This is a genomic window from Sinanaerobacter chloroacetimidivorans (assembly GCF_018128545.1).
GTDB lineage: Bacteria > Bacillota > Clostridia > Peptostreptococcales > Anaerovoracaceae > Sinanaerobacter > Sinanaerobacter chloroacetimidivorans.
The window spans coordinates 281,875-295,184 of the sequence record NZ_JAGSND010000002.1 but is presented as its reverse complement, the minus strand read 5'-3'; the positions used below and the strand labels follow the sequence as shown (position 1 = coordinate 295,184).

The 13,310-nt window shown below is 46.1% G+C and carries 10 protein-coding genes; all 10 read left to right on the top strand.

What is annotated here, in order from left to right:
- The first annotated feature begins 23 nt into the window (after positions 1 to 23).
- The 10 genes from iolN (at position 24) to KCX82_RS04390 (ending at position 13,237) form a co-directional block, all read left to right on the top strand.
- Positions 24 to 1,001 carry a 3-dehydro-scyllo-inosose hydrolase gene (gene iolN, locus KCX82_RS04435; protein ID WP_227017236.1) on the top strand — a complete coding sequence of 326 codons (978 nt, stop codon included), beginning with the start codon at positions 24 to 26 and terminating at the stop codon, positions 999 to 1,001.
- A 67-nt stretch (positions 1,002 to 1,068) separates the two neighbouring features.
- Positions 1,069 to 2,175, top strand: a complete 1,107-nt coding sequence (locus tag KCX82_RS04430) for a zinc-dependent alcohol dehydrogenase (RefSeq protein ID WP_227017235.1) — start codon at positions 1,069 to 1,071, stop codon at positions 2,173 to 2,175.
- Between the two features lie 20 nt (positions 2,176 to 2,195).
- Positions 2,196 to 3,023: a sugar phosphate isomerase/epimerase family protein gene (locus KCX82_RS04425; RefSeq protein WP_227017234.1), complete on the top strand. Its 828-nt coding sequence runs from the start codon at positions 2,196 to 2,198 to the stop codon at positions 3,021 to 3,023.
- Positions 3,024 to 3,131: 108 nt separating this feature from the next.
- Positions 3,132 to 4,232, top strand: a complete 1,101-nt coding sequence (locus KCX82_RS04420) for a sugar ABC transporter substrate-binding protein (protein ID WP_227017233.1) — start codon at positions 3,132 to 3,134, stop codon at positions 4,230 to 4,232.
- A gap of 157 nt (positions 4,233 to 4,389) precedes the next feature.
- A complete protein-coding gene (locus tag KCX82_RS04415) occupies positions 4,390 to 5,931 on the top strand; it encodes a sugar ABC transporter ATP-binding protein (protein ID WP_227017232.1) in 1,542 nt (513 codons plus the stop codon).
- A 4-nt stretch (positions 5,932 to 5,935) separates the two neighbouring features.
- Positions 5,936 to 7,123 (top strand): sugar ABC transporter permease, encoded by a 1,188-nt coding sequence (locus KCX82_RS04410; protein ID WP_227017231.1) that lies wholly within the window; start codon positions 5,936 to 5,938, stop codon positions 7,121 to 7,123.
- A gap of 99 nt (positions 7,124 to 7,222) precedes the next feature.
- Positions 7,223 to 8,245 (top strand): inositol 2-dehydrogenase, encoded by a 1,023-nt coding sequence (iolG, locus tag KCX82_RS04405; RefSeq protein ID WP_227017230.1) that lies wholly within the window; start codon positions 7,223 to 7,225, stop codon positions 8,243 to 8,245.
- 166 nt (positions 8,246 to 8,411) lie between these two features.
- Complete coding sequence (locus tag KCX82_RS04400; RefSeq protein WP_227017229.1) at positions 8,412 to 9,458, top strand: aldose epimerase family protein; 1,047 nt, start codon at positions 8,412 to 8,414, stop codon at positions 9,456 to 9,458.
- 70 nt (positions 9,459 to 9,528) lie between these two features.
- Positions 9,529 to 10,506, top strand: coding sequence for an MBL fold metallo-hydrolase (locus KCX82_RS04395; RefSeq protein ID WP_227017228.1), 978 nt, complete (start codon positions 9,529 to 9,531; stop codon positions 10,504 to 10,506).
- Between the two features lie 187 nt (positions 10,507 to 10,693).
- Positions 10,694 to 13,237, top strand: coding sequence for an HD domain-containing phosphohydrolase (locus KCX82_RS04390; protein ID WP_227017227.1), 2,544 nt, complete (start codon positions 10,694 to 10,696; stop codon positions 13,235 to 13,237).
- The last annotated feature ends 73 nt before the right edge of the window (positions 13,238 to 13,310 follow it).

Sequence of the window (13,310 nt, the reverse complement as noted above, 5' to 3'; positions counted from 1 at the left end):
ATACAGAAATGGAGGAAAAAACAATGTCAAAATGGCAGATTCCCGCAAAAGGCGGCAACATGGAAAGCAGCAACGGTATCTATTTTCAGAACATGACCAACCTTGAAGTAGCAGAAAGGCTCAAGAAAAATGATGTCATTCTGATCCCGGTAGGATCAACGGAGAATCATGGGCCCAACGCCCCCTTTGGAGAGGATACCTATCTGGATACCCGCCTCTGTGAGCAGGTTGCCAAGGCTACCGGCTGTACTGTGGCGCAGCCCATCTGGTACGGTTCGCATCCTTATCACCATCTGGGCATGCCTGGAACCATCATGATACCGGAAGAAACTCTTGCGGACTATCTTTGTTATGTTTTTGCCGGATTCTGGAACACCGGATTCCGTAAAATGATTGTCGTCAATGGTCATGGACAGGATTATGTAATTCCTCTCGCTATACATAAATTCGGTAAGAAATTTCAGGTTCCCGGTATTACACTTTATGTACACTTCTGGAATGCAGCCAAAAACCCGGAAACCGGTCTGACGGATCTTGCTACCAAAGAACAGGGAGGGGTTTTCGATACGCCCTTTATTCACGCCGATGAGGTTGAACAGTCTTTTTCATTAGCGTTGTTTCCTGAACTTTGCAAACAGGAGCATGCGGTCGCCACAAAGCCTAGTCCGATGCTGCCTCCCGGCCACATCAACAACTCTGCGGAAAATGGCGTTGGACCGATCAAATGGTATAACGCATTTGGCAGTGTGGGTATGGAATGCATTTGTACACCGGAAGGAGTCATCGGTGACCCAAGAGGTGCCGATGCGGAAAAGGCAAGGCCCGGCGTGGAAAATGTGCTGAACTATCTGGAAAAGCTCGTGAACGATATTCTGGAAAAATATCCTGCCGGAGAACTGCCTCCCATTGAGCTGGTCACACAGCGCAAGCGCGAGGATATTGAAGCGGTCATCAAAGGCCCTGTCAATGGAGGGCGTCATATCTATACGCTGGCGTACTAAGCCGCTTCGGAAACAAACTATTTTTTAGGATGTAATATGTTGTAAAGAAAGGAAAAGGGCTGTCCGAATGTCATTGGTCGGTTTCGAAACAGCCCGGGAAAAGACAATGGAAGCGATTAAGGGAAAGGTTGCATTTCTGTACGGACCTAAGGATCTGCGAATTGAGGAAGTGGAATTTCCTCCTCTGAAACCCAATGAAATTCTGATCAAACTCAAAGCCTGCGGCATTTGCGGCTCGGACGTGGAGTGCTTTGAAGGAGAATCAGCCGAAGGACGCTACGACCTGGGGCCCTATACACCGGGCCATGAATGGGCCGGCCAGGCCGTTGCTGTGGGCAGCGGCGTTACCAGTGTAAAGCCCGGTAACAAGGTGGTTGGGGACTGCGTTCTTCCCTGCTACAATTGTGCCAATTGCAAAGACGGAAAAATGCCCTCTGCCTGTCTGAATATGAGGGAGGTCGGATTCCGGCCTGATTCTCCGGGCGGTATGGGAGAATATATGATCCTTGAAGAATGCTATACCCACGTGATACCCGATGATTGGGACTACGAACTGGGCGCCTGGGTGGAAACCTTCAACGTCGGTTATTGGGGCGTTTGGGGAAATGGCTGTGCACCGGATGCCTCAGACGATTGCGTGATCATTGGGGCAGGTCCCATCGGGCTCTGTGCCAGTATGGTATGCAAGAACTCCAATGCCAGAGTCATCGTCATCGATCCGCTGGAATCCCGGCGTGAGAACGCCCTGAACTATGGTGCGGATTTTGTGGTAGATCCAACCAAACAGGATTTTCAGGATGAAGTGCTCAGACTGACCAACGGCCGGGGACCTTCAGTGGTCATCGAGTGCTCCGGCAACGATATCGGCATCGCATCCTTGTTCGATCTTGCAGGGCACAGCGCACGAGTTGGGCTCATCGGACATTCCATCGGACGCAAGGTTCCTGTGGAAATCGGAAAAACCATCTGGAAAACGCTGCAGATTTCCGGCTCTGGCGGAACCGACCGCTGGTTTCCGCGCACCATCCGATTTATGTCCACTATCAAGGACAAATATGATTTTGCGGCACTGAACACCCATCATTTCGATTTTAAAGACATCCACCAGGCATTTGACACGGCCTGTCACGATAAAGCCAACGCACGCAAGGTCATGCTTACCTTCGGTAAGTAATCTTCCCATGGAGGTACGATATGAAACTGGGATTCAATGAAGCAACCTGTATGAAGCGCTCTACGGTAGAGCAGGATCTGGCTCTGTGCGAAAAATATGGATATGACTATATCGAACTCCGCCTCGACATGCTGAAGGACTATTTTGCCCGGCATACCGTAAAGGAGCTGCAGTCCTTTTTCGCCTCCAGCAGGATTAAGCCATATGCCTTGAACTCCATAGAAGATATCAATTTCTGCACACCTGGGCAGTGGCAAAAGCTGCTTGATTTGTTCCGGTTCGGCTGCGAAACTGCACAGGCAATTGCAAATCCGTACATCATAGTCGTCCCCACTATGGGTGATGATATGTACCTAAAAACACAGAGTGAGGTGTTTGATGACAGCACGGAGGTTCTTGACAAGCTTGCTGATGCCGCAAAGCCCTATGGTGTAAAGCTGGCCTTTGAGCCCATCGGCGACAGGCGCTGGTGTGTTCGCAGTTTGGAGCAGGCATTGGAAATCGTTCAGGCCGTCCATCGGCCGGACGTAGGGCTGGCGCTTGATTCCATCAACCTCTTTCTATACAACCGCCTGGAGAATATTGATGCCGTTGACGATGTTCCGCTGGAAAAATTATTTGTCTATCACATTGACGATTGTGAAGATCTGCCCTTGGGTGTATTGGACCACTGTCACCGCTTATTTCCGGGTGAGGGGGTAATTCCTCTTGCAAAAATCAGTGAAAAGCTGCACAAAAAGGGGTATGACGAAATTTGCTCTATCGAGCTGTTCCGGCCTGCATACTGGGAGTTGGATCCGGAAGAGGTCATTCGGACAGCAGCTCAAAAAACACGACATTTCCTGTGATATTGGAATAGCGAAGCTGTTTAAATAAATACAACCATTCAAATTGAAAGAAATGAGGGAGAATACTCTCGTTTCCCATAGAATTGATTTAATTGGAGGAAGAAGAAAATGAGTAAATTTTCAAAACTGACAGGATTGTTTTTAGCGGTGGTTCTGGTACTTCTGATGACAGTGGGCTGTTCAGAAAATGCATCCGTACCGGAAACCGAAGGACAGGCAAAGGATATCAAGGATATCAAAATCGGCGTTTCAGTCGGCCATACCCAGGAAGAACGATGGCAGCGTGAAATCGATATGTTCAAGGCCTATGCGGATGAGCACGGCTTTGAATTACTGGTTCAATCGGCCGAAAACAACGCCCAGAAACAGGTTTCTCAATGTGAAAATCTCTTTAACCAGGGGATCGATGTGCTGATTCTTCAATCACTGGATGCTTCGGCCGTAGCTCCAATCATCGACACGGCTCATCAGGAAGGGATCCCGGTGATTTCCTACGATCGCTTTGCCATGAACTGCGATCTGGATTATTACATAACCTTTGACTCTTACAAAGTAGGGGTGAAGCAGGCCACCTTCGTAACGGAAAAGGCTCCGAAGGGAAACTATATCTGGCTGAAGGGTGCTGCAGAGGACAATAATGCCCATCTGGTTGCCGCAGGCCAGGAAAGCGTCCTGAAACCTTATGTTGACAGGGGGGACATCAACATCGTTCTGGAACAGTGGTGCAAAGGATGGGATCCCAATGAAGCTCTGAAAAATACCGAGAACGGACTCACGTCAGCTAATAACGACATTCAGGGTGTTATCGCATCCAATGACGGAACCGCCGGAGGAGCCATTCAGGCATTGGCAGCCCAGGGGCTCAATGTACCTATCTCGGGGCAGGATGCGGATTTGGCAGCCTGTCAAAGGATCGTGGAAGGCAAGCAGACCGGAACCGTTTATAAGCCTCTGGCAAAGCTGAATCTCGCCGCCATAGAACTGGCAGTGGCCCTGGCTACCGGACAGGATCCCATGACTGCTATTGACTCCTCCTTAGGCGAGTGGACGAAATTGAATAACAATTTTAAAGATGTAGACAGTTTTTCCGTGGATGTTATCGCCATTGACAAGGATAATCTCTATGACATTATCATCGCCCAGGACAAATTCCATTCATTGGAAGACGTCTATAAAAATGTTCCCAAGGATCAGTGGCCAGCCCAATAAGCAGGGGCTGCTGAACATACCAAAAATCAGTAAAAGGTTTGTTCAGGTCGAATAATTTGGCAAAAGAAGTAAAAAAATTTCCAGCTTAGCGGCTCTTGACCCACACCTGAGCAGTGGGGGTCTTTGAGCCGCTTAAAGAGATAAAAGAGGTGATACTGTGCAGCAACCGGATTATATTCTGGAAATGAGGGGAATTACCAAGCTGTTCCCCGGTGTGAGAGCCTTGTCGGATGTTGATTTCAAAGTGGCTCGGGGACACATACATGCCCTTGTCGGAGAAAACGGAGCAGGAAAATCTACTTTAATTAAAATCATCAGTGGAGTATACCCTTACGGCAGCTATGACGGACAGATGTTTTATGACGGAAAAGAGATGAAGTTTCAGAGTATCCGGGATGTGGAGAAGGAAGGGATCGCCTGCATTCATCAGGAACTTAACGTTGTGCCGGAACTCAGCGTTTCTGAAAATATTTTTTTAAATGAAAAACCAACGCGTTTCGGGTTTATAGACTTTGACAAAATGTATGTGGATTCCATGAAGCTGCTCAAGCAGATCGGACTGAATACGGAGGGTAATTTGACTATCAGTCCCGATGAAAAAGTGAGGAATCTGGGAATCGGTCAGAAACAGATGGTAGAGATTGCCAAAGCTCTCGCCAAGGAAGTTCGTTTATTGATTCTGGATGAGCCTACCGCCGCCCTGACGGAAGCGGAGGTTGATGTGCTGCTGGATATTGTGTGCAAGCTCAGAAGTGAAGGAGTTACCTGTATTTATATCAGTCACCGTCTGGATGAAGTGATGCGGATCGCCGATGAAATCACGGTGCTCCGTGACGGGCAAACCATTGAAACCCGTAAGCGCACCAATCTGGATAAAGAAACCATGATCAGCCTGATGGTAGGGCGGGAACTCACGAATATGTTTCCGAGGGTGCCTCATACAAGGGACGAACTGGTGCTGGAAATCAGGAACTATTGTGTCAATCATCCCGATGTTGCAGGGAAAAAGCTTATTGAAAACGTCAGCCTTCAAGCCTATCGGGGGGAAATCCTGGGGATCAGCGGACTGATGGGCGCCGGACGAACGGAGCTGTTTACCGCGCTCTTTGGAGCATACCGGGAAAAGGGTCAGGGAGAAATTCTGATTAATGGTAAGCCGGTACAGATTTCAAGTCCCATGGATGCATTAAAGCACGGTTTTTTTCTCATCAGCGAAGACCGAAAGAAGCTGGGTCTGAATCTGATCATGTCGATCAAAGAAAATACTACCTTGGCCGCATTGCGTAAGGTGTCAAAATATGGAGTACTGAATGATGATAAAGAAGTTAACTATACCAACCAATATAAAAACAATCTGCAAATTGCGACTCCTGATATCAATTCGGCAGTTTCCTGCCTGAGCGGGGGGAACCAGCAAAAGGTTGTAATTGCCAAGGCTCTTGTCTGTGAACCGAAGATTATTGTTTTGGATGAACCTACACGAGGCATTGATGTGGGCGCAAAGTATGAAATCTATAAGCTCATGAATCTTTTGGTGGATCAGGGCGTGGTGGTCATCATGATTTCGTCTGAAATGGAAGAAATCATGGGGATGAGCGACCGGATTATCACCATGGCAAACGGGAAAATCACAGGTGAATTCGATATTTCCGAAGCAACGCAGGAAATCCTGCTGCAGGCATCGGTACCAGGGAGGTAACGCTATGATACAAAAAGAAGAAACATTACAACGGTATACTGTTGTGAAAAAAATAGACATTCGAACCTTCACCATGTTTGCGGTGCTGGTTGTGCTCTGGCTGTTTTTCACCTACTTTACCAGTGATGGATTCAGCAATCTTTCGACATCCTTTTTATCTACAAGAAATTTATCCAACCTCATGCGTCAGATGACCACGGTTGGGATCATGGGAATCAGCATGGTGCTGGTTATCGTCAGCGGCGGCATCGATCTTTCCGCCGGAGCGGTGGTGGGCTTCATCGGCTGTGTTGCCGCAGCCTTGCAGGTTTTTTGGGGCATGGGAACGGCGGAAACCATTCTCATCTGTCTGATTGTAAGCGTTGCGGTTTATGTAGTGCAGGGCTCGTTGATCGCTTATCTGGATCTGGCACCCTTTATCGTTACGCTGGGAGGGATGCTGGTATTCAAAGGGTTGATTCTAGTGGTAACCGAAGGGGCTACCATTGCACCTCTTCAGGAATCTCTCCTTTATTTCGGCCAGGCCTATATCAGCAAGCCCATGAGTCTTTTCATTGGAATCCTGCTGTCCATCCTTCTACTGCTCAACGGGCTTCAGAGACGTGCGAGCAAACGCAGGAACGGTACGCTCACCGAAAGTCCGCGTGATATGCTGATACATTGGGCTTTGACGACGGCAGCCATCCTGATCGCGGTATTGATTATGAACAGCTATCGGGGCATGCCGGTTCCGGTGCTGATTATGTTTATTCTTGTTATTCTGCTGACCCTGGTGGCGGAGCGCACCACCTTCGGGCGCAGTATCTACGCCATCGGAGGAAACCTGGATGCCGCACGGTATTCGGGGATCAACGTGAAAAAGAATCTGGTACTCGTATACTCCATTCATGGACTTATGATCGGTGTCGCAGGACTGGTATTGGCGGCAAGGCTGAATGCCAGCACCACCACCGTGGCCAATATGAGCCTTGAACTGGATGCCATCGCTGCTGCAGTCATTGGCGGAACCAGCATGACCGGCGGGATCGGCAAGGTAGCAGGTGCGATTTTAGGTGCGTTGATTATGGCTACCATTGATAATGGCATGAGCATGATGAATCTGGACGCCTTCTGGCAGTATATCGTAAAAGGCATTATTCTGGTGGCAGCTGTGTGGTTCGATATCCGCACTAATAAAAAGAGAAAGAGCTAATAAAATATTGGTAAAAGAGAAAGAGCTAATGAAATATTGGTAAAAGAGAAAGAGCTAGTGCATGATTGGATAAAGAGAAAGAGGTAAGGAGTCTTGGATATGGAAAGGGAACTGAAAATCGGAATGATCGGTGCGGGACGCATCGGCAGACTGCATGGCAATAATCTAGCCCATTCGGTACCGGGAGCCAGGCTGGTTTCCGTAGCGGATGTGCATTTGACCGAAGATATGAAAAGTTGGGCTTCCGAACTAGGTGTAAAAAATATAACCTCCGAACCGTTGAATGTGATCAACGACAAGGAGATCGATGCTGTCTTCATTTGCTCTTCCACCGAATCCCACGCCGAATTAATTATGGAAGCGGCTAAGGGCAGCAAGCATATCTTTTGTGAGAAACCCATTCACACCGACATCGCTGTTATCGAAACAGCGCTGGATGAAGTGATAAAGGCAGGCGTTAAGCTTCAGGTCGGCTTTGTACGCCGCTTTGATCATAACCATAAAAAGGTGCGGGACACTGTAGCATCCGGCAGGCTGGGAAAGCCTCACATTGTAAAAGTGACCTCCCGGGATCCGGAGCCGCAGTCCATAGAATATGTTGCCACCTCGGGCGGCATCTTTATGGATATGACCATTCATGATTTTGATATGGTGCGGTATTTATCCGGCAGCGAGGTTACGGAGGTATGCGCCTATGGATGTATTATGATCGATTCCCGAATCGAAAAATACGGAGATGTGGATACGGCTATTGTAATTCTTAAGTTTGAAAACGGTGCTATTGGTGTCATCGAAAACAGCAGGGCCGCCCGCTACGGCTACGATCAGCGTACCGAGGTGCACTGCGACAAGGGCTGTATTCAGGTAGGCAACGATCTGATCGATGCTTCCATGATCAGCACGGCGGAAGGCGTCACCTGTGAAAAGCCCACCTGGTTTTTCCTCGAACGTTACAACAATGCGTTTATTGCAGAGGCAAGAGCCTTTGTGGATGCCGTTCTGCATGACAGTGAACCTCTTGTTACGGGAAGAGACGGGCTGATGCCCGTATATATAGCAAAGGCCGCGGAGAAATCTCTCAAGGAGGGGCGAAGCGTAAAACTAAGCGAAGTAATGGCATAATTCTCTCCTTCATTTTTACATAAATCACGAAAAGTGGGATGATCGATTCTCCCACTTTTTGTTATAATCAAAGCAAGAGATATTGAACTATCAATACCCTTACGATATAATAAATTTTACTTGGGATACAAAAGATGAGTATGGATTGGTAGGTGCAAGCATGACAATGAATGTAAGAGAATACGGAATCTTATCGAGCGGTGAAAAGGTAAGTCAAATCACAATCAAAAATAGCAGGGGGATGGAAGCAAGGATGATAACCTATGGCGCCGCCATTACCCATTTGTTTGCTGCCGATAAAAACAGTCAGCCGGTTGATGTGGTTTTGGGGTATGAATCTCTGGAGCATTACGAACTCGGAAAAAGTTCTTTTGGCGCTGTAGTGGGGAGGCATGCAAACAGGATTAAAAATGCATTTTTAAAGATTGACCAAATGGAGTATACATTAACCGCAAATAATGGGGGAAACTCTCTTCACAGTGGTCCTTCCAATTTTGTCAGAAAAAACTTTGATTATGAGATCATAAATGATAGTACGGTGAAATTAACCGGTGTCAGCCCTGACGGAGAGGAAGGGTTTCCGGGAAATCTGAATTTGGAGGTCACTTACACCTTAAGTGATGAAAACAGACTGATCATTCGTTATCAAGCCGTAACCGACAAAGCCACTGTGATTAATATTACCAATCATGCCTACTTCAACTTAAATGGACACCAATCGGGAACTGCTATGGAGCACCGATTATTTATTGACAGCGATACCATAACCGAAAATGATGAAACCTCGGTTCCTACCGGACAGTTTCTCACGGTTGCTGGAACTCCCTTTGACTTTACGAAAGAGAGAAGCATGGGAGAAAGGATCGAGGAGAATCACCAGCAGCTTGCATATGGAAAAGGCTATGATCACAATTATGTACTGAATAAGAGAAAGGGTTCACTGGAACCTGAGCTCGCGGCCAGACTGACAGGTGATAAAACGGGAATCATCATGAATACCTATACAACCCAGCCGGGAATTCAGCTTTATACCGCAAATCATCTTACAGGTGAAATTCCGGGCAAGGATCATGCGGAATATGGAAGGAGGATGGGTGTTTGCCTGGAAACACAGCATTTCCCCGGTACACCTTCAAATCCACATTTCCCTGACGTCATTTTAAGGCCCGGTGAAGTCTTCGATGAAACTACAATTTATGAATTTACAGCTTAGGTATAAGACCTGAGCTTTTCTTTATGATGGTTATCCGCATTGTATAGCTAAAATTAAGTACGAGGTAAATATGGTTGAACGATTGCTTAAAGATATTTTTTTAATCAAGGTGCCCTTGCCGGGAAATCCATTGAAAAATTTAAACAGCTTTCTGATAAAAGGAAAGGATAGAAATTTGCTGATAGACACCGGCTTTCACTCGGCCAAATGCTTTCAAGCCCTACAGGATGGCTTAGAGAAGATCGATGTGGATATGAGACAAACCGATATCTTCCTGACTCATATGCACGCGGATCACGCAGGCTGCGCTTCCTTGATTGCGTCAGAGGAAAGCAGGATTTTTGTCAGTGACGAAGATAAAAAGGGAATGGAGAATTATTTTGTACCGGATTATTGGAAGCTGGTTTTTCAGAAATATCTTTCTCTTGGGTTTTCGGAAGAAGAGTTAACCGCTGTATTTCAGCAACCCGGATGGAGGAATCCTATCGGGGAGCAGGGAGACTATCACGGCCTGGCGGATGGGCATGAATTTGATTTGGGAACCTACCGGTTTCAGTGTATCTTGACGCCGGGCCATACGCCGGGTCATATGTGCCTTTATGATAAAGCGAAAAAAGTCTTGTTCTGCGGGGACCATGTTCTCTATGATATCACGCCCAATATTACCGGATGGCTTGAAATGGAAAACTCCCTGGGAAAATATCTGGACAGTCTGGAAAAGATGAAGGGACTTGAGGCGGAATTTGCCTTTTGCTCCCATAGAAAGCCTCTGGGAAAATTTCAGGCAAGAGTCAATGAACTGATGGAGCACCATGAGGAAAGGCTGGAAGAGACGCTGGATATTATGGAGAAATCCGGCAAAGCGACTCCTTATTTTGCTGCGTCCAAAATGAAATGGTCCGTTCGAACGGAGAACTGGGATAAATTTCCAGTCGAACAAAAAATGTTTGCTGTCGGGGAAGCAGACTCTCATTTGGAATACCTTTTTTATAAAGGACGCCTGAAGAGAGAACTCTTGGACGGGCTTTTGGTTTACTTTGCCAAATAATAGGAAAACCATGGAAAAAGAAGGGAAAATTAAGTCGAATCAGGACGAAAAAACACTTGAACTGAAAGCAACTCCTTACTATAATCTAAATAAAATCTAAACATAGTTGCATACTGAAACGAAAAATTACCAAACAACGAAAGTAGATTATTGACCCAGTGGATCATAGGATAGTGAGGAAACAAGTATGGAACGTTTTATTTCTATTGTTCAGAAATTTAGACAGATCACGATAACCCCCTTTTTTATTTTTGGATTTCTTGCATTGCTGATTTTTAGTATTTTTTTTATTGTGAATACCTGGAATCAAAGCATGAGGGAAACCGAAGAAGAAGCAATGCAGTTGGCGATGGCTGCTGAATCGGGGTTTCAAAAATCTCATATAACCAACCTTCATATTGACAGAAGCGACTTAGAAAGAGAAGAATATGGAGAAATAAAAGACAGCCTGATGGACCTTGTCCTTCAAAGGAACGATATTCGTTTCGCCTATATTTTTGTTCAAAAAGAAGAAAAAATATACTTTCTCGCCGATTCGGAACCTCCTGAATCATCCGACTATTCACCGCCCGGTCAGGAATACTGGGAAACAGATGAGGAATTTTTAAGGTTGTTTCATCAGAGTGAGCCGATCCTTATGGGTCCCACTACCGACCGCTGGGGAACCTGGATGAGTGTACTGGTTCCCATGCTGGACTCTCTGACCAATGAAACCTATGCGGTTTTTGGTGTGGATTATCCTGCCGAGTCCTGGGAAAATCATGCGGTTATCCATTCTATCCAAGCTGGCATCGTTGTTTTTTGCATGTTTTTAATCTATTTCGCATTCTTTCTCGTTTTTAACCAAAATAGCAGTCTCCGTCATGAAAGAGAAAAGCTTTTAGCACTGGACAAAAAATTGAGAGAAAGCGAAACTTTATTCAGAACGGTATTCGATCAAGCTCCTATCGGAATTGCAATCGGACGCAATGATGAACACGGAGGAACTTTGAATACGGAGTATGGTGTCAGTATTAATCCCATGTTTGAAAGAATTACGGGGAGAGAGGAAGCTGAACTGGCAAGGGTAAACTGGACCGAGATTACACATCCCGATGATGTTCCTGTGGATTTGGCCTATTTTGAAAAGTTTAAGTCCGGAGAAATCAAAGGATATGAAATGGATAAACGTTATCTGAAACCGGATGGGTCTGTGGCCTGGGTGCATATGATGATTGCCCCGTTAAACCTTGCCAGCAATCCAAAATACAATCATATCTGCTTGATCGAGGATATTACCGTCAGAAAAGATATGGAGAAGGCACTGTTTGACAATGAACGAAGCAAGGCCGTACTGTTGGATAACCTGCCGGGAATGGCTTACCGATGCAAAACGACAAGGGATTGGACCATGGTGTTTATCTCTCAGGGCTGCTTTCAGTTAACAGGTTATCAGACCGAACAGCTCCTGAATAACAATGAACTCTCTTTCAGTGAGCTGATCGTGCCGGAGTATCGTGAGCTTTTATGGGAAGAATGGAGTCGGGTCTTGGATTTAAAGGAACAATTTAAATCTGAATATGAAATTATTACCGCTGCCGGCGAGAAAAAATGGGTTTTGGAAATCGGGCAGGGCGTATATGGTTCGGACGGCATGATAGAAGCTCTGGAAGGCATTATTATCGATATCACGGAGTCTAAGAGAAATCTGCTGCAAATTCAATATATGAATGACCATGATTCCATGACGGATTTATATAACCGGAGATACTTTGAAGAGGTCAAGCATCTCATGGATCGTGAAAGCTGCCTTCCATTGTCAATCATAGTAGGTGACATTAATGGCGTGCGTCTGATCAATGATGCTTTCGGCATAGAAGAAGGCGACCGGATTATCCAAGAAACGGCGCGAATATTTCGAAGCTGCTGCCGTGACGGAGACGTGCTTGCAAGAACCGGAGGCGACGAATTCTGCATGCTTCTGCCAAACACGGAACACTATGAGGTGAATGAAACCTTAAAGAAAATAGAATCCTGCTGCGAAGAATATAATTTAACATTAAAGGATAAGGCAAAATCTATTAACCTTTCTATCGGATACGGTACGAAGCAGAATTTGGATGAAAGCATTCAATCAGCGGAAAAAGAAGCGGAAGAATCCATGCACAAGCGCAAACTTTTAGAACGAAGCAGTTATCACAGCGCTATTGTTTCCTCGATTATGGCAACCTTGTACGAAAGGAGCCAGGAAACGGAAGAGCATGCAAAACGGTTGGCCTGTATTTCTAAATTGATCGGGGAAAAAATGCATTTACCTAAAAAAAGCTTGGACGAAATAGAACTCTTTGCAATGCTGCATGATATCGGTAAAATCGGAATCGATGACCGCGTGTTAAACAAGCCTGGAAAGTTAAGTGAAGAAGAATGGGTGATCATGAAAAAGCATCCGGAAATCGGTTATCGTATTGCCATGGCAACCACAGAGTTGCAGCCAATTGCGGAATATGTACTGACCCATCACGAGAGGTGGGACGGTAAAGGTTATCCGCAGGGATTGACCCAGGAGAGCATTCCTCTTATTTCCAGGATCCTTGCAGTAGTAGACGCATTTGATGCCATGACAGAGAACCGGGTATATCGTAAAGCAATGGCAAGAGATTTTGCGCTGGAAGAAATAAGACGGAATACAGGAACACAATTCGATCCTGATATTGTTAAAATTTTTTCGTCAGTCATAGAATCCTTTTCTTAAAAGATGATCCTATCCTGTAAAAACGTTTCAGGGGTGGGGAGAACCATGATTCAATCTATGAATTAGTTTCTCC